General features: G+C 35.8%; 23 protein-coding genes. 13 read left to right on the plus strand and 10 right to left on the minus strand.

Annotated elements, in window-relative coordinates; all coding sequences use genetic code 11:
* Positions 1-228 precede the first annotated feature (228 nt).
* The 8 genes from AC3WVA_RS21380 (at position 229) to AC3WVA_RS21415 (ending at position 8510) form a co-directional block, all read left to right on the plus strand.
* A complete protein-coding gene (locus tag AC3WVA_RS21380) occupies positions 229-1644 on the plus strand; it encodes an amino acid permease (RefSeq protein ID WP_098345968.1) in 1416 nt (471 codons plus the stop codon).
* A gap of 282 nt (positions 1645-1926) precedes the next feature.
* A complete protein-coding gene (locus AC3WVA_RS21385; RefSeq protein ID WP_048527849.1) occupies positions 1927-2802 on the plus strand; it encodes a cytochrome aa3 quinol oxidase subunit II in 876 nt (291 codons plus the stop codon).
* 33 nt (positions 2803-2835) lie between these two features.
* Positions 2836-4770, plus strand: coding sequence for a cytochrome aa3 quinol oxidase subunit I (gene qoxB / locus AC3WVA_RS21390; RefSeq protein ID WP_048527848.1), 1935 nt, complete (start codon positions 2836-2838; stop codon positions 4768-4770).
* Positions 4771-4783: 13 nt separating this feature from the next.
* Positions 4784-5386, plus strand: a complete 603-nt coding sequence (gene qoxC, locus AC3WVA_RS21395) for a cytochrome aa3 quinol oxidase subunit III (protein WP_048527847.1) — start codon at positions 4784-4786, stop codon at positions 5384-5386.
* Entirely contained in the window at positions 5387-5698 is a 312-nt protein-coding gene (qoxD, locus tag AC3WVA_RS21400) for a cytochrome aa3 quinol oxidase subunit IV (RefSeq protein WP_000531382.1), read from the plus strand.
* Positions 5699-5918: 220 nt separating this feature from the next.
* Complete coding sequence (locus AC3WVA_RS21405) at positions 5919-7748, plus strand: monovalent cation:proton antiporter family protein (RefSeq protein WP_098345967.1); 1830 nt, start codon at positions 5919-5921, stop codon at positions 7746-7748.
* Between the two features lie 52 nt (positions 7749-7800).
* Positions 7801-8058: a DUF4022 family protein gene (locus AC3WVA_RS21410; protein WP_053082857.1), complete on the plus strand. Its 258-nt coding sequence runs from the start codon at positions 7801-7803 to the stop codon at positions 8056-8058.
* A 14-nt stretch (positions 8059-8072) separates the two neighbouring features.
* Positions 8073-8510, plus strand: coding sequence for a GNAT family N-acetyltransferase (locus AC3WVA_RS21415; protein ID WP_098345966.1), 438 nt, complete (start codon positions 8073-8075; stop codon positions 8508-8510).
* Positions 8511-8549: 39 nt separating this feature from the next.
* Here AC3WVA_RS21415 and AC3WVA_RS21420 read toward each other — a convergent pair whose 3' ends face one another.
* The 3 genes from AC3WVA_RS21420 to AC3WVA_RS21430 form a co-directional block, all read right to left on the minus strand.
* Positions 8550-8978, minus strand: a complete 429-nt coding sequence (locus AC3WVA_RS21420) for a hypothetical protein (RefSeq protein ID WP_098345965.1) — start codon at positions 8976-8978, stop codon at positions 8550-8552.
* Between the two features lie 4 nt (positions 8979-8982).
* Positions 8983-9183: a helix-turn-helix transcriptional regulator gene (locus tag AC3WVA_RS21425; RefSeq protein ID WP_000301181.1), complete on the minus strand. Its 201-nt coding sequence runs from the start codon at positions 9181-9183 to the stop codon at positions 8983-8985.
* Between the two features lie 228 nt (positions 9184-9411).
* Complete coding sequence (locus AC3WVA_RS21430; RefSeq protein ID WP_492322177.1) at positions 9412-10704, minus strand: NCS2 family permease; 1293 nt, start codon at positions 10702-10704, stop codon at positions 9412-9414.
* 280 nt (positions 10705-10984) lie between these two features.
* Between AC3WVA_RS21430 and AC3WVA_RS21435 the strand changes: the two genes are divergently transcribed.
* Together AC3WVA_RS21435 and AC3WVA_RS21440 are read left to right on the plus strand one after the other, a co-directional pair.
* The gene (locus AC3WVA_RS21435; RefSeq protein WP_098345963.1) at positions 10985-12376 is read left to right on the plus strand and encodes an amino acid permease; all 1392 of its coding nucleotides are present in this window, start codon (positions 10985-10987) and stop codon (positions 12374-12376) included.
* 181 nt (positions 12377-12557) lie between these two features.
* Positions 12558-14105, plus strand: coding sequence for a DNA-binding protein (locus AC3WVA_RS21440; protein ID WP_098345962.1), 1548 nt, complete (start codon positions 12558-12560; stop codon positions 14103-14105).
* A gap of 35 nt (positions 14106-14140) precedes the next feature.
* Here the strand turns inward: AC3WVA_RS21440 and AC3WVA_RS21445 are convergent, their stop codons facing one another.
* Together AC3WVA_RS21445 and brnQ1 are read right to left on the minus strand one after the other, a co-directional pair.
* A complete protein-coding gene (locus AC3WVA_RS21445; protein ID WP_098345961.1) occupies positions 14141-15862 on the minus strand; it encodes a DUF2339 domain-containing protein in 1722 nt (573 codons plus the stop codon).
* A 133-nt stretch (positions 15863-15995) separates the two neighbouring features.
* The gene (brnQ1, locus tag AC3WVA_RS21450) at positions 15996-17294 is read right to left on the minus strand and encodes a branched-chain amino acid transport system II carrier protein BrnQ1 (protein WP_098345960.1); all 1299 of its coding nucleotides are present in this window, start codon (positions 17292-17294) and stop codon (positions 15996-15998) included.
* A 253-nt stretch (positions 17295-17547) separates the two neighbouring features.
* On the opposite strand from brnQ1, the gene AC3WVA_RS21455 reads away from it, so the two are divergent.
* Positions 17548-18933: a peptide MFS transporter gene (locus tag AC3WVA_RS21455; protein WP_492322178.1), complete on the plus strand. Its 1386-nt coding sequence runs from the start codon at positions 17548-17550 to the stop codon at positions 18931-18933.
* Between the two features lie 28 nt (positions 18934-18961).
* Here AC3WVA_RS21455 and AC3WVA_RS21460 read toward each other — a convergent pair whose 3' ends face one another.
* From AC3WVA_RS21460 to AC3WVA_RS21480, 5 genes are all read right to left on the minus strand, one after another.
* Entirely contained in the window at positions 18962-20083 is a 1122-nt protein-coding gene (locus AC3WVA_RS21460; RefSeq protein WP_429603959.1) for a YHYH domain-containing protein, read from the minus strand.
* 139 nt (positions 20084-20222) lie between these two features.
* Positions 20223-20855 carry a class A sortase gene (locus tag AC3WVA_RS21465; protein WP_349302935.1) on the minus strand — a complete coding sequence of 211 codons (633 nt, stop codon included), beginning with the start codon at positions 20853-20855 and terminating at the stop codon, positions 20223-20225.
* 116 nt (positions 20856-20971) lie between these two features.
* Complete coding sequence (locus AC3WVA_RS21470) at positions 20972-21445, minus strand: DUF2178 domain-containing protein (protein ID WP_429603960.1); 474 nt, start codon at positions 21443-21445, stop codon at positions 20972-20974.
* On the minus strand, positions 21438-21656 hold the full coding sequence (locus AC3WVA_RS21475; protein ID WP_048527833.1) for a helix-turn-helix transcriptional regulator: 219 nt from the start codon (positions 21654-21656) through the stop codon (positions 21438-21440). The genes AC3WVA_RS21470 and AC3WVA_RS21475 overlap by 8 nt, the downstream gene beginning before the upstream one ends.
* 112 nt (positions 21657-21768) lie before the next feature.
* A complete protein-coding gene (locus AC3WVA_RS21480; RefSeq protein ID WP_048527832.1) occupies positions 21769-23028 on the minus strand; it encodes a 3D domain-containing protein in 1260 nt (419 codons plus the stop codon).
* Positions 23029-23512: 484 nt separating this feature from the next.
* Here AC3WVA_RS21480 and AC3WVA_RS21485 point away from each other — a divergent pair, with 484 nt between their 5' ends.
* Together AC3WVA_RS21485 and AC3WVA_RS21490 are read left to right on the plus strand one after the other, a co-directional pair.
* Positions 23513-24193: a methyl-accepting chemotaxis protein gene (locus AC3WVA_RS21485; protein ID WP_370174618.1), complete on the plus strand. Its 681-nt coding sequence runs from the start codon at positions 23513-23515 to the stop codon at positions 24191-24193.
* Positions 24194-24325: 132 nt separating this feature from the next.
* The gene (locus AC3WVA_RS21490; RefSeq protein ID WP_048525019.1) at positions 24326-25138 is read left to right on the plus strand and encodes an undecaprenyl-diphosphate phosphatase; all 813 of its coding nucleotides are present in this window, start codon (positions 24326-24328) and stop codon (positions 25136-25138) included.
* Positions 25139-25231 lie beyond the last annotated feature (93 nt).

A 25231-nucleotide genomic window follows, 5' to 3' on the forward strand; every position in this document is an offset into this window, starting at 1 on the left:
CAATATACTTTTCTGAATTTTTTTGCTAAAATCGAAATAATTAACATGGTGAAGATATCACTTTGTTAATAAAAACATTCTTAGAGTATTTAGTCATAGTTCGCTTTTTACATACTCCATTCATTTCATAGTAAATAAACCGAGTATGTGTCATATCCCCCACTAATGATTAAAAACTCGGAATAAAAATCAGTTCATACATACAGAAAATAACGGGGTGAGGGGCATATGAATCAACAAGTAGAACAAACAGATTTAAAACGAACAATGAAAAGTAGACACCTATTTATGATTGCACTTGGTGGAGTGATTGGAACGGGCCTATTTATGGGATCAGGTCAAATCGTCCATAACGCCGGTCCTGGTGGTGCTATTCTTGCATTTTTAGTCGGTGGATTTGTTATGTATTTAACGATGTTATGTCTTGGTGAATTATCCGTTGCTATGCCAGAAGCAGGTTCATTCCAAAGCTATGCAAGCAAATTTATTTCACCTGGTTTTGGTTTTGTTGTCGGTTGGATGTATTGGTTGAATTGGGCTGTTACAGTTGGAGTAGAGTTAACAACTGTAAGTATTTTAATGAAACGCTGGTTTCCAGATGTTTCTTCATGGATCTGGTGTGTTACATTTGCGGGAGCACTCTTCCTTTTAAACGCTCTATCAGCAAAAGCATATGCAGAAGCAGAATTTTGGTTCGCTAGTGTAAAAGTCGCAACCATCGTTATTTTCATCGTACTCGGTGGTGCAGTTATGTTCGGTCTACTAGACTTTAACGGAAAACCAGCTCCAATGCTTCACAATTTCACTGAAAATGGCGGATTATTTCCGAATGGTGCATTGGCTGTTCTTCTTACGATGATTACAGTGAATTATTCTTTCCAAGGAACAGAATTAATCGGAATCGCTTCAGGAGAAAGTGAGAATCCTGAAAAAACAATTCCAAAAGCAATCAAAAATACCATTTGGCGAACGCTATTCTTCTTCGTCTTAGCCATATCAGTTGTTGTAGGTTTACTCCCGTGGCAAGAGGCTAACCTAGTCGAAAGTCCATTTGTACTTGTATTTGATGTAGCTGGTGTTCCATATGCAGCAGACATTATGAACTTTGTTATTATTACAGCAGTATTATCCGTAGCCAACTCTGGTCTATACGCAAATTCTCGTATGCTTTGGGCGATGGCGAAACAAGGAATGGCAAGTCCAGCTTTTACGAAGTTAACGAAAAAAGGTGTGCCGCTAAACGCATTAATTTTCAGTCTAATCTTTGCAAGCTTGTCTCTATTAACAAGTATATTTGCAGCGGATACTGTCTTTTTAGTTTTAACATCTATTGCAGCTATGGCGGCTGTCGTAGTTTGGATGTCAATCGCGGCTTCACAGTTTTTTTTCCGTAGAAACTTCTTAAAAAACGGCGGAGACATTAATGATTTAAAATATCGCACACCGCTTTATCCAATCGTTCCAATCGTGGCTTTCTCACTCAACTTCATTACATTTGTTAGTTTAGCTTTCATTCCAGATCAGAGAATTGCTCTTTATTGCGGAATTCCATTTATGGTAATATGTTACATATTATACCAATTTAAATATAAAAAAGTTGTCACATTTGAACAACAAATAAGTCTAAAAAAAGAGGTAAACTAAATATACAAAATATTCAGCTATCTTTCTTATCATAAGATAGCTTTTTTCTATTTCTTGGATATCTTGGTATAACTTTATTTATCTTAAAATTTCCACAATCACGTTTTTAACTGGAAAATGGTTTACAATGTTATCAAGTTACAAATGATATTCACCTTAAAAAGTGTGCATTTGTGTCTATTTTTTAACAATATCACAAAAACTATTGCCATCTATAAATTAATAGGTTTATATTGTTTTATTGGCATAGTTTCAATCCAAGGAGAAAGGAGATTTTCAATCGTGCAACTAAAGAAAACGTTTTGGAAGCTGGCTTCGCTTCTTCCGTTATCATTACTTCTGTTCCTCGGTGGCTGTGATAAAAAACTCGCAGTATTAAATCCGCAAGGACCTGTTGCAAAAGCACAGTATGATTTAATTGTTTGGTCATTCTTGCTTATGTCATTAATTATCGCAATTGTATTCATCTTGTTTACAGTCATCTTGATTCGTTATCGTGAAAAACCAGAGAATATGGACTATGAGCCACCTGAACAACACGGTAACACATTATTAGAAATCATTTGGACGCTTGTTCCTGTTATTATCGTTATCGCATTATCGATTCCAACAGTAAAAGCAACTTATGCTTCGGAAGAGGTTCCGAAAGAGTCCAAACATATTAAACCAGTGGAGATTTATGTTACATCTGCAAACTGGAAATGGTTATTCAGTTACCCAGAGGAAAAAATTGAAACCGTTAACTATTTAAACATCCCAGCTGGTGTACCAATTCAATTCAAACTGACTTCTGTCGGTCCAATGAATGCTTTCTGGGTACCAGAACTTGGTGGTATGAAGTACACTATGGATGGCATGATTATGGACCTTTATTTACAAGCTGATAAGCCAGGTTCTTACCTAGGCCGTAGCGCGAACTTCTCTGGTGAAGGATTCACTCACATGGAGTTCGAAGTTGAAGCAAAAACTAAAGAGAAGTATGACAAGTGGGTTAAAGAAGTACAACAAACTGCTCCTAAACTAACAGAAGATAAGTACAACGAAATTGTTAAACCTGGTGTAGTTGGTCGTATGACATTCTCTAGTCATCACTTAAGTTATGTTGATCCAAAATCACTGGAATATTGTGATTACAACTACTACAAAAACAAAAAATAATAGCTATAATTCCAACAGATTGGAGTGAACACAGTGAAGCTTGATGAATTCTTTGTCACAGGTGACCCGATTATTTACGGTGCAGACGCTTCTATCGTTCTTGTGACATTAGCAATCATTTTCGTACTAACAAAGTATAAAAAATGGAAATGGCTTTGGGACGAATGGTTAACAACTGTTGACCATAAAAAGATTGGGGCCATGTATATTATCTCTGCGGTTATCATGTTATTCCGTGGTGGTATGGACGGTTTAATGATCCGTGCACAGTTAACATTCCCAGAAACAACTTATTTAAATGCTGAACACTATAACGGAATCTTCACAACACACGGTACAGTTATGATTCTTTTCATGGCGATGCCGTTCGTTATGGGATTAATGAACCTTGTAGTACCATTACAAATTGGTGCTCGTGACGTTGCATATCCGTTCTTAAATGCTTTAAGTTTCTGGTTATTCTTTGTCGGAGCAATGTTATTCAACATCGCTTTCGTAATCGGTGGTTCTCCAGACGCTGGGTGGACTTCTTACTTCCCAATGGCAGGTACAGAGTTTACTTCTGGTGTAGGAAATAACTACTACGCAATCGCATTACAGATTTCAGGTCTCGGTACGTTAATGACAGGTATTAACTTCCTTGTTACTATCTTAAAAATGCGTACACCTGGTATGACTTTAATGAGAATGCCAATGTTTACTTGGTCAATCTTAATTACAACGATTATCATTATTTTCGCTTTCCCAGTATTAACAGTTGCTCTTGCATTAATGACATTTGACCGTCTATTCGATGCTCACTTCTTTACGATGGCGAGCGGCGGTATGCCGATGTTATGGGCCAACCTATTCTGGGTATGGGGTCACCCTGAAGTATATATCGTTATTTTACCGGCATTCGGTATTTTCTCTGAAATCATTAGTACATTCTCACGTAAACGTCTATTCGGTTACAGTGCGATGGTATACTCAATGGTTGCAATTTCTTTACTAAGTTTCGTCGTATGGCTTCACCACTTCTTCACGATGGGTGCAGGTCCAGCGGTTAACTCATTCTTCTCGATTTCGACAATGGCGATTTCGATTCCAACCGGTGTTAAGATCTTTAACTGGTTGTTTACACTGTATAAAGGACGTATTCGTTTTACAGTTCCAATGCTTTGGTCATTGGCATTTATTCCAAACTTCGTAGTCGGTGGGGTTACAGGGGTTATGCTTGGTATGGCAGCAGCTGATTATCAGTACCATAACAGCTACTTCCTAATCGCTCACTTCCACTACGTATTAATCGCAGGTACAGTATTTGCTATGCTTGCTGGATTCACATTCTGGTATCCAAAAATGACTGGTCATATGTTAAATGAACGCCTAGGTAAATGGACATTCTGGATCTTTATGAGCGGATTCAACATCTGTTTCTTCCCAATGTACTTCTTAGGATTAGACGGTATGACTCGTCGTATGTACACTTACTCTGAAAGTCTTGGATGGGGATGGCTAAACCAAATCGCATCTGTTGGTGCGGTAATGATGGGTATTGGTTTCCTACTTCTTTGTTACAACGTAATTTGGAGTGCTCGTCACGGTGAACGTGACACAACTGGAGATCCATGGGATGGCCGTACACTTGAATGGGCAACTCAATCTCCTGTACAACATTACAACTTCGCGCAACTTCCTGAAATCAAAGAAGCTGATGCTTTCTGGTACATGAAGAAACGCGGAGAAACAGTTACACCAGCAGCAGAAGATATTAAACCAATTCACATGCCAAGTAACTCTGGTGTGCCTATTATTGCGTCTTTATTCTTCGGTCTTGCAGGTTTCGCATTAGTATTTAGCTGGTTCTGGCTTGCAGCAATCGGCGGCGTTGGTATTTTAGCTTGCTTAATCTATCGTTCATTCGATTACGATGACGGTTACTATATCAGTGTTGATGAAATTAAAAAATCAGAACATGTAGCATGAGAGGTGAAATGATATGGCGGCTTTAGATAAAAGCTTACCTTTGGAATATCAATCCGAGCAAAGCAGATTGAATATCCTAGGATTCTGGATTTTTCTTGGGGCTGAAATTATGCTGTTCGCAACACTTTTCGCCTCTTATCTAGTACTCGCTGGTCGTACGGCAGATGGCCCAACACCAGCACAACTGTTTGAACTTAAAACGCTTTTAATTCAAACATTACTACTTTTAACAAGTAGTTTCACATGTGGTATCGTAATTCACGAAATGCGTAAGCACAATCAAAAAGCGATGCTTGGATGGTTCATCCTTACATTACTTTTAGGTGCAGGTTTCCTATTCTTTGAAATCGAAGAGTTCATTTTGTACATCGGTGAAGGCGCAACAATTCAAACAAGTGCTTTCCTATCTGCATTCTTCGTTCTTCTTGGAACGCACGGAGCCCACGTAACAGGCGGTATCATTTGGGCAATTTGTGTTATTATCCAAATTTTAAAACGAGGTTTAACACCAGTTACAGCTCGTAAAGTATTTATTATCAGCTTATACTGGCATTTCCTTGATCTTGTTTGGGTCTTTATTTACACACTAGTTTACTTGAACGGGATGGTGGCGTAAATGGGTCAAAATAACAACCAAGCAAACGGACACGCGCATAGCGGATTCCCTTGGTCACACGTTTTCGGATTTATTTTATCGCTTGCACTAACGTTTCTAGCTCTATACGTGGCACTTTATACAAACCTGCCACTTTCAACGATCTTAACAACTATTATCGTAATGGCTGTTGCGCAAGCGTTGTTACAATTAATTATGTTCATGCATTTAAAAGAAGGAGAAGGAAGAGTTCAAATTCTTACTATGATATACAGTTTCTTCGTTGCAACTGCAACAGTTGGTTTAACTGTATGGATCTTCTTCTCAATGTAATGTACATGAAAAAGACTGCTGAGATTTCTCAGCGGTCTTTTTTTATTACTCTCCCTATTACATCCACATTACGGAATTAACAACAAAATCATGAAAAATATACTTATTATGACAAATGTTAAGAAAACTCTTTCTTTATGAAATCGAATCCATATGCGTTGCTTTTCTACCTATTATATGGCTAAATAAGTACTATATTTATTTGAAGGGAGAGAACGCAATGGAACATCACACTTCTGTTCTATCACTTATGGTTGTCGTTGCAATCGCGTTTTTCGTTCCCCTTTTGTTACAGCGCTTTAAATTAAAAGCACTTCCTGTCGTTGTTGCAGAAATCATCGCAGGAATCTTTGTAGGTAAAAGTGGGTTTAATATTATTGAGCCAGATATGTGGCTTCAAGTCTTATCGACACTAGGATTTATCTTCCTTATGTTTTTAAGCGGTTTAGAAATTGATTTTTCTATCTTTAAACAAAAAGGGAAAAAGAATACGACAAACGAACCAAACACATTCCAAGCAGCAAGCATTATCTTCTTATTTATTTTCATCTTATCTTATGCCCTATCATTACTATTCGTATGGCTAGGATTTGTAGATAATGCAATGTTCATGACTTTAATCATTTCAACTATTTCTTTAGGTGTTGTCGTACCAACATTAAAAGAGAATAACTTAGGAAAAACGGCAATTGGACAAATCATTTTATTAGTCGCTGTTATTGCAGATTTAGTTACAATGATTTTACTCGCTGTATTCGTCGGATTAAATTCCGAAAGCGGCCAAAGCATGTGGCTTCTTCTTCTTCTATTCGGCGCTGGTATTGTTATTTACTTCGTTGCAAAACGCTTTAAAAACATTCCATACTTAGATAGCTTAAAAGCTGGTAGTGTACAAATTGATACACGAGCTGTTTTTGCACTCATCTTAATATTAGTTGGGTTATCTGAATCTGTTGGAGCTGAAAATATTTTAGGTGCCTTCTTAGCAGGGGTGCTCGTATCATTATTATCACCAAATGAAGATATGGTTGAAAAACTGGATTCCATCGGATATGGTTTCTTCATTCCTATTTTCTTCGTAATGGTTGGTGTAAATTTAGAGGTTTGGTCTATTTTCAAAGAACCTTCTAGTATGTTAATGATCCCCATTTTAATTGTAGGACTCTTTATTTCAAAGCTGTTACCATCACTTGTTTTACGCAAATGGTATCCACGGAATATCGTACTAGGAAGTGCCATCTTATTAACATCGACACTTTCTTTAGTCATTGCAGCTGCACAAATTGGTGAAAAACTAGGGATCATCAGTCCAAGTTTATCTGCTTCACTTATTTTAAGCGCAGTTATTACTTGTATTTTTGCACCTATATTATTTAAAAAGATGTTCCCGAAAGTAGAAACACCAAAACCAAAAGTTTCTATTATTGGCGCAAGCAGAATTACACTTCCGTTATCACTTGATTTAAAACGAGAAGATTATGACGTAACACTTTATATGATGCGTCAAAATAAAATAAATGATGAGGAAGCGACATCACATGACTTCCCTATCGTAAAATTAGACGACATCACAATCGCATCATTAACTGAACAAACAGCATTTAACGCAGACCGTGTTGTTGTTGCAACAAGTGATGATGAGCAAAACTTATTATTAGCAGAACACGCAAAAGAACTAGGTGTTGAACATGTTATTGCAAGCGTAGAAGATCCACTTCTACAAGAAAAAGCAACGCAAGAACATATCGCTGTATTCTCAACAATTAACTCTACACGTATTCTATTACGTGCACTTATTGATAAACCGAGTCTCGTTCGCTTAATTACAACAGCAAACGAAACGGTCCGTGAAGTTGAACTACGAAGCAATAAATATAACGGCGTGGCACTTCGCCGCCTTCCTTTTTTAGGCGATGTACTAGTCATTCAAATTTATCGCGGGAATAAAGCATTAATTCCGCATGGTGATACGAGACTACAACACGGTGATATATTACTTGTAACAGGTTCAAAAGAACATATCGATACACTAAAAAGCATATTAGAATAGAAAATGCCCCTCACATAATTGAGGGGCATTTTTTTCCATTTTATATGGTAAAATGTTACTATCACATATTATGAGGATGGATCACACTATGTCTATTGTAACTTTAGCTCTTTTATTATTAGCGGAAATACTCGTTGCCATTATTCTCATCGGTGTTAGCATTGAAATTTGTAGTTATGGATGGAAAAAATCGAATAGAATAAAATACTCGTGCCTCCTACTTTCACTCCTTCTCGGAACTGCTAGCATACTCGGACTTCTCGCTGCACCTGCCTATTTCTTTATACAATTAACAGAAAAAGCCTTATAAGAAAGGATGTTAATATGATTACCGTGAAAAATATTGAGGGATCTGAAACTTACGCATTACGTCAAAAAATTTTACGCCCGAATCAAACATTAGCAGATTGTAAATACCCTTCCGATTATGAAACAGACACCTTCCACTTAGGCGCATTTATAAACGGTGAACTAATTAGTATCGCTTCCTTCTCAAAAGAAATATATCCCGACTTACCAACGGGTATTCATTATCGGCTACGAGGAATGGCAACATTACCTGAATTTCGAAACAAACGTGCTGGAAGCTCCTTAATTCAGAAGGCGGAACAAGTCTTGCAAGAACGCCAAGCAAATATATTATGGTGTAATGGCCGAATTACTGTAGCTGACTATTACAAGCACTTAGGCTTCCAGGAATATGGTGAAATCTTTGAAATTGAACCGATTGGCCTTCATAAAGTACTATATAAAAGAGTATAAGAAAAGCTTTCCCGTATTGCGGAAAGCTTTTCTTATACTTCAATCTTCACTTTTTATTCTTTTCATATATATGTATATAAACAAACTAGGAACTAAAAAACAAGCAAACATAATAAGTCCTGTTATACTAATTTCTTTTATCGAAATATCCGGTGTTACAACGATACAAATAGCTAAAATCCCAATAACAATACCTATAGGAATGAATAATAGCTTCATGAAATAACTGCGTGATACTCCCCCTGTATGCTCATACACTTCCACCGAATTTTTTAAGTTTAAAAAGTTAATAACTATTATCCCGCACATAAATACCATTAATAAATCTGAAACACTTTCATACCCTGCACCTTGCAAAACGTAGCGATAAAAAACAATACCTAGTATGACGATATTTTGTAAGATGAAAACAAGTCTAATATGTTTTAGCCCCTCAATCATTAAACGTTCATCTTTCACAATCCTCATCCTCTCACTCCTCTTCCTCCCAAAATAAATCATTCAATGTTTTATCTACCGCATAACAAATTTTCAAACATAAATCTAAAGACGGGTTATATTTCCCCTTCTCAATTAAACTAATCGTTTGCCTTGTAACGCCTACTTTTTCTGCTAATTGTTGCTGTGTTAAATCTAATTGAACACGCGCGACTTTTATTTTACTTACAGCCATTCATGTTCCTCCTCTACCCTTATTGTAATATATATATTCCATTAAGTAATTTATATTTTGCTTAATCGACTATAATTTCACTTTATCCTGCTATTAGCACTCTACCTCAATATTCGGCTAGAGCAAAGTAGTTAAGCAGGAAATTAACTGCCCCCACTGATTATAGTTTCACTTTATTATACACAAAAAAGGAGCTTCTCATAAGAAGCTCCCTCTCCTATATCTATATTATAAGAATAAATGACATCCAAATAAAATTGTAAATAAGTATAGTAACGGATGTACTTCCATCCCTTTTCCTTTCACAATTTTTAAGACTGGATACACTAAAAATCCAATTGCAATTCCATTCGCAATACTAGACGTTAACGGAATACCAACGAAAATTAAAAATGCTGGTAATGCATCATCAAATTCATTCCAATTAATATCACGAAGACTTTGCGCCATTAAACTACCTACAATAATTAATGAAGGAGCTGTAATAGCGGCTATGCTTGATAAAGAAGCAATAACAGGGCTGAAGAATGCCGTTATAACCGTTAGGCCAACTACTACAATACCTGTTAATCCTGTTTTACCACCTGCAGCAATACCAGCTGAAGACTCAATCGTCGCTGCCGTTGGGCTTGTCCCAAAGATAGAACCTGTAGTCCCGCCAATTGCATCCGCAATAAACGCTTTACCAAAACGCTTCTCTGTATTATCTGTAATTAAACCTGCTTGTTTAATTAAACCGAGTAATGCACCTGTTGTATCAAATAACAATACAAGTAAAAATGAAAATACAACACCATATAATCCATATTCAATGACATCTGAAAAGGCGTTGATTGGATTTGAAACGATAATTCCCTCTGGTAAATGAGGCATCGCAACAATTTTATCCGTAAACTTCAGTTGCCCTGTAAAGAAGGCGATAATTCCTGTCACGATCATACTAATAAATAATGCACCGCTCACACGCAATGCCATTAATACCGCCGCTAAAATCAAACCAATTAAAGTTAAAATAACGGCTGGAGAATGGAAGTCACCAATCGTAACTAAGTTAGATGGATGATCAACGATAATTCCAGATAGACGTAATCCAATAAAAGCAATAAATAACCCAATCCCACCTGCAATCGCATGTTTTAAACTGTCAGGAATTGCGACAATTAGCTTTTGCCTAAATGAAGTGAATGATAATAAAAGAAAAATGATACCTGTTACAAATACTGCTGAAAACGCAATTACATATGTAATCCCCTCTGCCTGTTGAACAACAGAATAAGCAAAATACGCATTCATTCCCATAGCTGGAGCAATAACAATTGGATAGTTAGCTAAAAACACCATACATAGCGTCCCTACAACCGTCGCAATAATAGTTGCCGTAAAAGCTTGATCAAATGGTACACCTGCATCAGATAATATTTTCGGATTGATGACAAGAATATACGCAAATGTAAAAAAAGTTGTGATGCCAGCTAAAAGCTCTTGCTTCACAGAAGTGTTATATTTTTGTAATTGAAACATGGTTATGTACCCTTCCTACATCTGAATTATTATCACACATTCTTTTCTTACTAGTATGTGAGAAAATATAATACTTAATCTTAACAATCAATAAAAAGAAGAGTCAATATATTCGCTAATAGTTCGAATTTTAAGTTTAAGTCTGACAAGTATAGATGTAGTACAGTTAACTATGTTTATTTTTGTAGCATAACAGATAGAAATGTTTTATAATTTGAAATAGTTAAACACTTAGTAAACGCATTCAAATATCGTTCACTCTACAAGGGGGATTCTTCTTATGCAGCAAACAAACAAATCTGGAACTTTAAACCGCGGTTTAAAAGAACGACATATTACTTTAATGTCACTCGGTTCAGCTATTGGCGTTGGACTATTTCTAGGATCCGCTTCTGCTATTAAGCTAGCTGGCCCTTCTATTCTACTAGGCTATATGATTGCTGGACTCGTTATTTTTTTCATTATGCGAGCACTCGGAGAAATGGCAATTGAACAGCCTGTTGCCGGTTCTTTTAGTAAATATGCTTATGATTACCTTGGACCGCTAGCTGGCTATATTACCGGTTGGAACTACTGGTTCTTATGGGTTGTGACTTGTATGGCTGAAATTACAGCAGCTGGCATTTACATGCAATACTGGTTCCCAGATATCCCGCGCTGGACTTGGGCTTTACTCGCTCTATTATTAATGAGTGCTTTCAACTTCTTATCCGTAAAAGTATTTGGAGAACTTGAATTTTGGTTTGCTCTCATCAAAATTGTCACAATTATCTGTATGATAATTGTTGGAGCTGGTATTATTTTATTCGGATTTGGGAACGGCGGTATCGCTACCGGCATTTCCAATCTTTGGTCACATGGCGGTTGGTTCCCGAATGGTTTTTCTGGGTTACTACTCTCCATGCAAATGGTGTTATTCGCTTATTTAGGCGTTGAATTAATTGGGGTTACAGCGGGTGAAGCGCAAAATCCGAAAAAAACACTCGCAAAAGCAATCGATAACGTATTTTGGAGAATATTACTGTTCTACGTTGGGGCTCTATTCGTTATGATGGCAATTTATCCATGGAACGAACTTGGTGAGAAAGGCAGTCCATTCGTATTAACATTCCAACAAATTGGTATTGCAAAAGCAGCAGGGATTATTAACTTTGTCGTATTAACAGCAGCTCTTTCTTCTTGTAATGGTGGTTTATTTAGTACAGGCCGTATGCTGTTTACATTAGCTCAGCAGAAAAAGGCTCCTGAAAGATTCGGTCGTTTAAATAAAAACGGGATTCCAAGCCAAGGAATTGTAGCAACAGCTACCGTCTTACTCGTTGGTGTTATATTAAACTATCTTGTGCCCGCAAAAGTATTTACATGGCTCACTAGTATTTCAACTTTCGGGGCAATTTGGACTTGGGGCATTATATTAGTCGCTCAAATCAAGTTCCGTAAAAATTTGCCTACGCAAAACAAACAAAAGTTATCGTATAAAATGCCTTTACACCCATTAAGTTCATATTTCTCACTCGCTTTCCTTGCACTTGTATTAGGTATAATGGCGTATTCAGAAGATACACGAATCGCATTAATCGTCGGTCCTATTTGGCTTATCGGCTTAGCTATCGTGTACTACATGAAAGGGTTTCATAAGATTGATGAAACGCCTAATTCAAAAATTAGTTAAACAAAACATCCCTTCCTTATTACTTGGAAGGGATGTTTTTAAATCTACATAAATATTTCTCAACAAAATTCACGTTATTTTTACAATTTTTTAATATTTTTTATGTTTTCCGTCTTTATTTTTACAGAAAAATAAATTACATTATTAAAGCACATATATTTATTATTAGGGGGATTCTTCTATGAAGAATAAAAAATGGATTACATTTTCTTTAGCAACAGCAATTACACTAAGTATAGGGGCTTCGTTCATACCGTCTACTAATGCAGAAAGCTCTGTAGACCCAGCTCCTGAAATTGCTGCAAAAGTTGTAAACCAAAACAATGGGAAGAAAGTATTATTCGATAATACGCACGGTCAAACTGCCGGGACAGCTGACTGGGTTATCGATGGCGGCTTTTCTGATTTCGGAAATGGCATTGCCGAAAACGGATATCATGTAAAAGAACTTCGTAAATCAACACCTATTACATACGAAGATTTAAAAAATTACAATGTGTTTATCGTTCCAGAAGCAAATATTCCTTACAAAAAATCAGAACAAGATGCTATGTTACAATACGTGAAAAATGGCGGTAGTATCTTCTTCATTGCCGATCATTATAATGCAGATCGTAATAAAAATCGTTGGGATTCTTCTGAAGTATTTAACGGATATAGACGCGGTGCTTGGGATAATCCAGCGAAAGGAATGTCTAACGACGAAGCAAATTCACAAGCTATGCAAGGAGTAGAAAGCTCTGATTGGCTATCTGATAACTTCGGTATTCGCTTCCGCTATAATGCAATCGGTGATGTTTCCGCTAAAAATATTGTATCACCTGAACAATCATTCGGAATTACAGAAGGGGTTTCATCTGTAGCGATGCATGCTGGTTCTACTTTAGCAATTACAAATCCAAAACTAGCAAAAGGACTTGTTTATCTTCCAGAAAACCCGTCAAAATGGAATAACGCTGTTGATACCGGTGTGTATAACGGCGGTGGTGTTGCAGAGGGTCCTTATGCTGCTATCGCAAAAGTCGGACTTGGAAAAGCTGCCTTTATTGGAGACTCTTCTCCTGTTGAAGATGCTACGCCAAAATACGTTCGTGAAGATTCTGGCCAAACAAAGAAAACTTACGATGGATATAAAGAAGAAAACGATGCTATCTTACTAGAAAATATCGTAAATTGGCTATCGAATAAAGAAACATTTACAAGTTTAGATCAAGTAAATGGTTTACAACTTGACTTACCTACAACTTTACAAACATTTGAACAACCAAGCTTATCAACTGAGCCACAACCTGAACCTTGGAGTGCGCCAAGTGCAGGTTATCAATGGTTTAATACAAATACTTTTAAACCCGGTTCATATGGCTATAACGGTGCAGTAACAGCAAATGACTACGTCGTTACACACCCTAGCATTCTACCAAACAATGAAGTGTTCCAAATGAAAATTCAAGTAAATAACTTATTACCAAACACAACATACAATAATTACTCTTTAGGTATATTCACTACTGGTGGTACACAAGTAGCAAAAGTTCAAAATTCAAATGGCACTTGGCCAACTACTTTTGGATATAGTAGTGCATTTTCTTTCACAACAAACAGCTTAGGTTCTGCTGAGAAGATTGTAAATGTGCAAATAAATCCAAATACGACTGGACAAGCAACACTTCGTCTACGTCAAAATACAACAGCGAAATATAGCGAGAATGTAACAATTGATAAAAAATAATGAAAAAGGCAATCCGCATACGGATTGCCTTCTTTTTACTTCTCTTCTTTTGAGAAAAACATTCTTGAAATAACGATACCTATACTACCTACTATTAAGAATAACACTGCCCTGATCATCATTGAAACTTCTGGTAAGTCTAGAAGGAATAGCTTTCCTATCGTTACGACTAACACGACTAAGCCAGCATATAATATTTCATTCATATGTTTATTCCGTCCAAGCCAAACTGCAAATAATGCATATACCATCCATAATAACGATACAGATACACTTATTATGCTTCCATCTGTAGAAAGCACTTCACCAACTCTAGTAATTGCAATAAATATGATAACCATAAACCAATAGAGCGCTATAGAATAAACATATTTGCCAAAGCTCATTAACACATCTTTCGCTTGTTTCATGCAGTAATAAAATGTACCTATTAAAATAATATGAGCAACGAACCCAGCTGAAAGGAAATGATCGAACGGGCTAAAAATAGTTTGTATCATTCCAATCGCATAAACCGTCGCACTAACATACAATTTTATTTGTTGTTTTACTTTAATAGCAGTCACCATACCGAGGAAACCTTGTAATAATAATACAATCGCTGCATTCACTAAACTATACTCATATAAAATCGCTAAACTAAATGCACCCATTGCGAAACCAAATAAAAGATTTGTAAATGTAGAATGTCGATTCTTCCTATATTCAAACACGAACATAACAGCATGCCCAAGCGCACTAATCATTAATCCCCATGTTGTAAATTCGGGTATTTTTGAAATGGCTAATATAAAGAAAACTGCATTCGCACTAAATATCGCCAAGCGTGGCTCTAATATAAAACTTCGCTCCGTAAACATATGCCAAAATAATAGTAAGTGAATCAAACCATAAACAACTGTTAGCTGTATTTGCAAATCCTCTACTAACATTGACATAATAGCAAAAAAGACGAAAAGAACAATAGCAGCAACAGCATAAGAAATCATATATAAATACTGATAACGACTTTTCAACGCATACCATAATAAGCTAAGTGTTAGTATCGTCTCATATCCAAAGAAAATATAAGGATTAGGAGTCGTACTATTTAATAAGAATGGCACGAAGAAAGCTCCCACCGCTACGAAAATAGTAAGATATTCCGATTGATACCTCTTGGCTACATAAATACCTAAAATGACCCATGCAATATTACACAAAAATGCAACACTTGCCGGAATAAAGCCATATAAATAATGTGCCGCAAATGTCGTTAAAACTATACCCGTAATACTTCCTCCTGCTAATACTAACCCTAACGCTTGCCGCTCTCGTTTAATTTGAATATCCCCTATATAATAAAAACCGATTGATAGGACAATACCAAACACAATTCGTATTGCTGGCGTTAATAATCCAGCATCTACCCCTGCTTTAAATAACCAGATTACTCCAAGTAACATAATACCGACAAATATGCGTGGTAACCACGTTTGGCAAAACTGAATAATATTAAATGGTTCTGGTTTAAAAGCAGATATATCTACTTGTTTTACCTCCCGTTCTTGCACAGGCTCTTTTATTGTAACTACTTCTTCTTTTGATTTTTCTTCCGTTACCGTTTCAATATGTTCTTTCTTTTCCTTACTAACATATTGCTGAGCATTTTCTACTTCTATTTCTTTTTGTTTTGCTTTCAATTCAAAAAGTGCTTCTTGAATTGTTTCAATTGCCGTTTCGAGCGCTTCTATTTTCTTATTTAAATCTTCCTTCATACGCTCCCCCCTCATCACCCATTCAAACCCTATATATTACCAATTACCTTAATCATACTATTAGTCTATTCATTTTCAATACCATTTTTCAAAAAAAGAAAGGTGCTTTCCGAAATAGGAAAACACCTCTTACTTATTTCTTCTTGAAAACACTACTCACGATAACGCCAATACAAGCACCTATAATAGCTGGAACAATCCATCCCACACCTTCTATATAAAACGGAATGTATTTCAATACTGATGTCCACTGATTCATCATCACATTTTTATTGAAAATATCGATTGCACTAAATACCGCTACAATCCCAACTGTCACTGCATATACGTATGCATACTTTCCAATATACTTATGGAATAACCCTAAGATAATAAGCGTTAGTGCAATTGGATAAATAAATCCAAGAATCGGTACTGATACTTTTAAAATTTGTGTTAATCCTAAGTTAGCTAAAATCATACTAATACAACTTAATATAAATGCCCACACTTTATACGCCACTTTCGGAAATGCACTTGCGAAAAATTGACTACAAGATGTAACAAGTCCAATTGAAACACATAAGCACGCGATCGTAAAAATAAGACCTAATAAAACGACTCCACCTTGTCCAAATAACGTCGTCATCACTTGTGCTAATACGTTCGCCCCATTATCAAATGGACCTAACGAACCACTTATTGAACCAACATATCCAAGTATGACATAAATAATAGATAATAATAGTCCTGCCCCAATTCCAGCAATACTCATATATTTTGCTAAACCTTTATCATCTTCAATACCTTTTGTACGAAGAGCATTTGCAATAACAATCCCAAAAATTAAAGCTGCCAATGCATCCATCGTTAAATACCCATCTAAAAACCCTTGGAACATAGGAGCTTGTCCATAGTTTCCAGCAGCCTCTTTCACACTACCTACTGATGTAAACATGCTCTTTATAAAAATAAGGGCAATCATACCTAATAATAACGGTGTTAAAACCTTTCCGAATAACCCCATTAATTTAGATGGTGATAAACTTAACCAGTACACGATACTAAAGAAAATAACCGTGTAACATAATAAAATTATGCTTCCTGCTTCTGGGAAGAACTGACCTGGCCCCATTTCAAAAGCTAAACTTCCTGCACGTGGTATACCAAGTCCTGGTCCAATAAATAAATACACGATACACGGAAAAATAATGGCAAATGAAGAATGAACCCTACCCGCTAGCGTTTGAAAACTTCCTGCTTTCGCAATCGCAATAACTCCCAATATAGGAAGACCTGTTGCTGATATAATAAACCCTACCAGTGAAATCCACACATGTTCTCCCGCTTCATACCCAAGGAAAGGTGGGAATATAAGATTCCCCGCGCCAAAGAACATCGAGAATAACATAAGACTAATAAGTAAAATTTCTTTTTTCTGTAACAATTTCATTTCTTTCTCCTTCTTTAATTTCATCTTTTATGAAATCAATTTCACATATAAAAAAAGTGCAATAAACCGTTTCCTTACAAAGAAAACATAGTCCATAGTCTAACATAAAAGAAACCCCCATTCTATAGCTATATCTCTTTTCCAATTTCTTCTGAAAAATCAACCTTTATTGACTTATAATAGTTAATAAAGTAAAATATTAAATGTACAAAATTATTAACTTTGTTTTTGTTTGTGTCAGGAGGAAAATAACATGGAATCAGCGATACAACTAGAAAGAGAACAACAAAGAAAAAAGAAACATCCTCCAGGTTTATACTTACTCTTCTTTACAGAAATGTGGGAAAGATTTAGTTACTATGGATTACGAGGATTATTAACATTATATTTAACAACAGCTTTAGTAAGCGGTGGTCTTGGGTTTAGTCCCGCATGTGCACTCTCTATTTACGGATTTTATACTGGAGCCTGTTATTTCACACCAATGATCGGTGGATACTTAACAGACCGGTTCCTAGGTAGACGAAAAGCGATCACAATTGGTGGTATAACAATGGCAATCGGTAACCTTACACTATTTGCCATGCAAAACCAAGTCGGCCTATACCTCGGATTAGCGCTTATTATTATCGGTAATGGATTCTTCAAACCGAATATCTCTACACTGGTTGGAGAATTATACGAAGAGAATGATCCAAAACGTGATAGTGCATTTACTATTTTCTATATGGGTATTAACGTCGGATCATTTTTAGCTCCACTCGTTTGCGGATTTTTATCAGAAAATTTATTCAAAACAACAGTTGATGGTGTTGTACATTACGGATTCCGTTACGGTTTCTTAGCCGCTTCAATCGGAATGATCATTGGACAAATTTTATTTACAACACTATCAAATCGCTTCCTTGGTGATATCGGTAAAAAACCAACTCGCGATTTGCAAGCAGCTGCTGGACAACCATCAGTAGGAGATACACCGTTAACGAAAAAAGAAAAACAACGTACCGCAGTTATCGTCATTTTAACATGCTTCGTTGTCTTCTTCTGGGCTGGCTTTGAACAAGCTGGTAGCTCATTAACATTATATACAAACAAATTTGTAGACCGATCTGTGTTCGGATGGGAAGTTCCAACATCTTGGTTCCAATCGGTCAATCCATTATTTATTATTTTACTTGCTCCAGTCATTTCAACATTATGGGCAAAACTTGCAACTCGTAAGCGCGGGGATTTAAAAATCCCAACTAAAATGGGACTTGGTATGATCTTGCTCGGTATCGGTTATATCATTCTCGTTATCGCTACATTAAAAACAGGTAGTGATGAACATAACATTACGGAAAAAGCAAACTTACTATTTATCGTCTTTACGTATCTTTTCCATACGTTAGGTGAGCTATTCTTATCACCTGTTGGACTATCAATGGTTAGTGCACTTGCCCCAGTAAAACTTGCTTCTTTATTAATGGGAGTATGGTTAGCAAGCTCAGGTATCGCTAACATTTTAGGTGGACAACTTGCAAGCTTCACAACTTCACTTGGATATGCTGAAGTATTTACCGTAATCGGAGCTGTAGCAATTGTATTAGGTTGTGTTTTATTACTAATTTCTAAGAAATTAGTGAAATGGATGGATTAAAAAAGATGAGGGAAATCCCTCATCTTTTTTATGCACTCTTACCTTTTTCTATCGCTTGTTCGTACAGCTCTTTATGTTCTTTATATTCACTTGGCACAAAATTCTTATAGAAGAACGCAAGCCAACTGTCGCCTTTTTTATATCCTTCTTCTCTAATTTCGGCTGCTTTTTTATTTGATTTAAATCCTTCAATAAACCATTTCTTTAATGATTCATTTTTTTCATACTTAGCAGGAACTTTCAAATCATAGTTTTCAAATGCATACTTATAGCCAGCCTTTTCTACTGCTTTTTTTGTAGACTTATAGCCCTTTTCATAAGCTGTTTCATACGCCTTCACGTACACATCTTTCTCTCTATTTCCAGGATTCTTTCCAGCTAGTTCTTTACCTGCCTTTTCCCCTAGTTCAGCTTGCTCTTTTTCAATTTTGTCTGTTCTTTCTTTATTCCCTACTTGGAAACCTTCAGCAAAGTTCGGCTTAAACTCCGGAGCAATTTGACTGTCTTCCATCGTCTCTTGTGCTAAACCTTGCTCTTTTCCTTTTTCAAAATACGTTTTTTTCTGCTCTTCTAAAGACCAAGATGCAGCATAAGCAATTTTGAATGCTTCTTTATATGTATCTGATTTTCCAGCTAAATGTGATTCTGCATCATTTTTCCCCGCTTTAAAATCAATCTCTCCATTTTTTTGTCCCTCAAGCTGTCCCTTTTCCATATCAGCTTGACGTTGTGCTTCCTCTCGCTTACGTGCTTCTTCCGCTTTTCTTTGTTCTTCAGCTACACGTTGTCTCTCTGCCTCTGCTTTTCTTTGTTCCTCCGCTACACGTTGTCTCTCTTCTTCAGCTTTACGCTGCGCCTCTGCAGCACGTTGTTTTTCAGCCTCAGCATTGCGCTGTGCTTCTGCTTGTCTTTCAGCTTCTACAGCACCATTATTATTAGAGCTAGGAGCTGGACTTGTTGCACCGCTACTAGAAGCTGGTTTATTGTGATAATGATACTCCCCGTACTGTAATCCCCATTTCTCACAATTTGTACGACACGTATGCCCCCCATTAGCATCTGTACGCCCTGGATGCGCATAGGCTGAAATCGGAGCTACCAATAACGCTACGCCTGTTGTTAAAAGAAGTTTCTTCACCTGTTGTTTCACTCTTGTTCCTCCCAAAATCTTGAATTCTAACTTTATTATACATAAATAGAGAAATACTTAAATACCAACCAAAATATTCTATTATTTCTCAACATTAGTAAAAAAGAAGGTCAACTCTTTAAAGAGTTGACCTTCTTTTTTACTTCTTCGCCTTCGTTCCTACTAAATCACCAGCAACAACGTAACGCTTAGAATTATCCTTCACAGATACACATGTAATAAGCGTTATTTCATCTTTCCCATGATCCTCAACAACTTCCCACTTATCAGGATTTACTTCAGATACACCAGTAACCGCATATTCATATTCATTTTCATTATCATACAAATAAATTTTGTCACCTTTTTTTAAAGAGGCTATATCACTAAATAAAACACCTTTTTTAGACATATTATGTCCTGCTAATGCATAGTTCCCTTTTCCCATTACTTGATTTTCTTTTACTGTTGCTGCACCTGATAATAGGTTCTTCTCAGTAGAAGATTTTAAAACAGGAAGTTCTAGTGAAACACTCGGGATCGAAATACGACCAATTACTTGTTTCTTATCTAATGATGCATTCGCCACTTCTGCCAAGTCTGGCTGATTAATTTTCGAAGCATCTACAAATTCCGTCTCATGTTTTTCATAATCCATCTTTTGAACAGCTTGCACATTTTCAGTCTGTTTCTTTTCAGCCTGATATCCATCATAGAATGGCTTTCCAATTAACACACCACCTACAACAAATAGAAGGATTGCTACTATACTATAAATTCTTTGCTTATTCATATACAATTCCTTTCCCTTACAAAATCTTACTCTATATAAAATGATAAGATAATATTGCTATATGTACAAGTGTAAGCTGAAAAGAAACCTTCTTGCATCGGCAAGAAGGCTTCTTTTTAAGCAATTTTATTTCGATATAAGGATACGTGGAAAATCGTCATTTGAATAAAGAAAATACTAAATGCAATATATACCGGATATGCAGGAACATATAGATTAGCAATTGGAGAAAGAGTTAAAAAACCAACCGCACAAGGCAACACGTACCATAATGACATAAATGTAGTACGACAAGCTTTTTCCGTAATTGCCTTTTCTCGTTCATCTTCTTGAGGAAATAATAGTGGAAACATCCAATACGAGAGCTTTTTATATTTTTTCTTTTGAATTTTATAAAGAATAGTCGATACAATACTAAATATTAATAGTAATGTTAGCGGCATTAAACTCAATGAAACTTCAAATGGTACTCTCTCCGTTTGAATAAAGTTAGCAACTTCGATAGTAAAATCATACAACTCAATAAACGCCCAACCTGCTAATACCATTAAAAGTACATTTAACATATAAGAAAATACAAGTCTATTCATCCTCTTTCCCCTCCTTATTTAAAACAAACACATCTTCCATCTTTAACTCGAATACATCACAAATCGTAAGTGCTAATAACAAAGAAGGAACATAATCTCCTTTTTCAATAGCGGCGATTGTTTGTCTCGTCACTCCAACCTTTTCTGCTAATACACTTTGCGAAAAATTAAAGCGAGCTCTTAATTCCTTCACCCTATTTAAAATGGACAAATTTACCACCTCTTAATTATATTGTATGCTTCCTTTAACAAAATGTAAACTCAACTTAACATTATTTTCGTAAAAAAATCCAACTTTACGTATTGTAAAGTTGGATTACATGTTAGTTTAAAATTGTAACTTTAACTGTTCTTCTGCCCCAAGCACTTGATGAACCTTTATCTGGCATTAAAACATCAATTCTGTGACCTTTAATAGCTCCACCAGTGTCCCCAGCAATAGCTTCACCATATCCTTCAACATATACGCGCGATCCCAGTCTAATAACCTTCGGATCTACTGCAATTAATTTCATACCTGGATTCCCAGTTAAATCATGTCCCATTGCTGATTTAACATGCTCTCCTGCTTTATAACCATTTTCAGCTGGATCTGCTGTATAAGCTGTAGCTTCTACATAAATTTCTCTTCCGCCAGCAGTTGGCTTCGAAGGTTGTACAGGTTCTACCTTCGAATTATTATTAACAACAGGTTCAGCTGGTTTATTAGCTTTTTCTTGCTTTTGTTTTTCAGCAATTTCTGCCTGTGCCTTAGCTAATGCTTCTTGCTCAGCTTTTGCAGCTGCTTCTGCTTTTGCACGCTCTTCTGCTGCAATTCTTGCTGCTTCTTGCTCACGAGCAATTGTTTCTTGTACTGCCTTCATATTTGATTCGATTTTAGCTTTTTCTTCTGCTGCTAAATTAAGTTGGCTTGCAACCTGATTATATTTAGCTTGAACTGTTTGTAAGTTAGCTTGACGTTTTTTCAAGTTATCTTGCAAATCAGCTTGTGCTTTTGTTAATTTTTGTTTGTCTACTACTAAAGATGCTTCTTTTTCGTCAATTGTTTTCTTATCCTCTTCAATTTGACGAAGATCCTGTTCTTGTAGACGTAAAATTTCTTTATCAGCTTCTAGAATAGTAGAAACTGCGTTCATACGTTGTAAGAAATCTGCAAAGTTTTTTGACTCTACAACAACTTCTACTACTAAACTTGTATTTGAACTGTTTTGAACAGAAACCATACGTTTTCTCATAATGTCCTTGCGCGCAAGAACTTTATCTTCTAAAACGACAATCTCTTTCTTTTTTTGTTCAATCTGCTTATGTGTTTCATCGATTTTACGTTGAATAGCAGCTTGATCCTCTTTATTTTTTGCAATTGTATTATTTAAATTATGTAGTTCGTTTTCGATACCTTGAATTTCTTTACTAACAGCTTGCTTCTCTTGCTCTTTCTTTTGCATTTCTGCATCGTTTTGCTGCAATTGCTGTTGCATGTTGTTAAGTTTCTCGTCGTTTGACTCTGCTTTAACAGCGACTGTACTAGAAAGACCTATAATTCCTGCTAATACTAGACTACTGATTCGCTTAAAATAGTTCATAATCCGACTCCCTTCTTATACAGTTATACATGATTTATTTTACAGTTTGTTTACAATACCATTAAATACAGTTTATTTTTCATGACGAAAAAAAGGGAATTATGCATAAAATGTAATAGATTCTTAAATATTTAACAATTCCTATATTTAAAAATTATAAAAGATGCTAAAATCCAAATATAGAGAAAATATAACTTCTAAAGGCGGTTGAAATAAATATATGTTTACTCAAAAGAAATCACTCCAACATAAAATTGATCAATTAGAAAGTCGTATACAAGAACTAGAAGCAGAATTAAAACAAAAGGATATCGAACAACAAGAGACTATTTCTTCTATCCACGATCGTGTACAAAGCGTTGTTCAAGAACATAAACTTGTAAATAGCCAGCACCATACACTTCAAAATTTAGTTCAACAATTAAACTCATGTTTCGAAAATGTTTCAACGCGCACGACACATTCCAATGAATTGAATAACGAAATGTTACAAAAAGAACAAAGCTTAATTCAATCTATTGAAGAAATTATTGACTGTTCTAATGAAGGTAAAGAATCTGTTCATCGTTTACTTATTGTAATTAACAAATTAGGTGAACAATCTCAGCGTACGTCTAACAGTATGAATCATTTAAGTGAACGCTCAAAAGAAATCGAGCAAATTGTAGAAGTCATTCAAAACATTGCAGCACAAACAAATTTACTTGCTTTAAATGCAAGTATTGAAGCCGCGCGTGCTGGAGAGCACGGTAAAGGATTCGCTGTCGTTGCTAATGAAGTAAGAAAACTAGCAGAAAGTACAGCGGAAAGTACAAAAAACATCGGCAACTTAACGAAAAAAATTCAAGAAGAAATTGAAAAAGCATACGATAATACAAAAGATAATTTACATTTAGTCGATGAAGGTGTAGAAATGAGTGCCGATACAAACGCTAGAATCGAAAATATTTTAATTATGATTCAAACGTTACAAAACGGTGCTACAAATGTTATTAAAGCTATCGAAAACCAAAAATCTTGTAATGATGATATATTACGAGAATTTGCTAATACACAACAAATGTTCCAAAAGTTAAATACTACTATTATGAATCACATTCATGATGCTGAGAAAGTCGATGTTCAATTAACGAAAAGTCTTGAAGAAACAGTAGTTTCTCATTAATAATAAAAATCCCTTGTACTTTTATAAGGGATTTTTATTATATTTCGAATATTTATTTCCTCTCAATCTTCATCTGTATCTTTGTTATAATGGACAAATTGTTTCTTTCGACTATTAAACAAGGAGGTTATTATGGAACAATTTTACTACGTTTTAAAATATTTAATTCTCGGTCTGTTCCAAGGACTAACAGAACCAATTCCGATTTCTTCAAGTGGTCACCTCGTTTTAGCACAACATTTGCTAGGACTAAAAATAGAAGGTTTCAGCTTCGAACTACTTGTTAATTCAGCTTCATTATTAGCTGTATTACTTATTTATAGAAAGGACTTAATTCGTCTAACGAAGAATGGTCTATCTTATATCTTTACAAGAGCAGAGGACGCAAAATCAGATTTCTTCTTTATTATTTACCTTGTTATTGCGACCATTCCAGCAGGTGTTATTGGTGTTTTATTTAAAGATTACATCGACCAGTACTTAAAAGGTGTGAAAATGGTTGGGATTTCCCTTCTTATTACTGCTGTCGGCCTTTGGATTATTAGAAACTTGCGTGGACGTAAAAATGATGGTGATCTTTCTATGAAAGATGCAATCATTGTCGGATTAGCACAAGCTTGCGCATTAATTCCTGGAATAAGCCGATCAGGTGCAACAATCGTAGCAGCTATGTTACTTGGTATGAAGCAAGAAACAGCTCTTCGTTTCTCATTCTTACTATATATCCCTGTTAGCTTAGGTGGTTTATTACTAAGTATTACAGACATTGCAAAAGATCCAAATCTAGACACACTATTCGTACCATATGTCGTTGCTTTCATCGCAACATTTATCATGACATATATTTCGTTAAAATGGTTTATGAACATTATGGCAAAAGGAAATTTAAAATATTTCTCTTTCTATTGCATTATCGTAGGTGTACTTACTCTTATTTTCTTATAAAGTGAAACCTACAAAGCGAAAAGCGAGTCATTCTATTAAACTAGGAAGACTCGCTTTTTTTATACCTTTATAAGGATAAAGCCCCTCTTACTT

This window comes from Bacillus sp. EB106-04-02-XG92 (assembly GCF_058791995.1).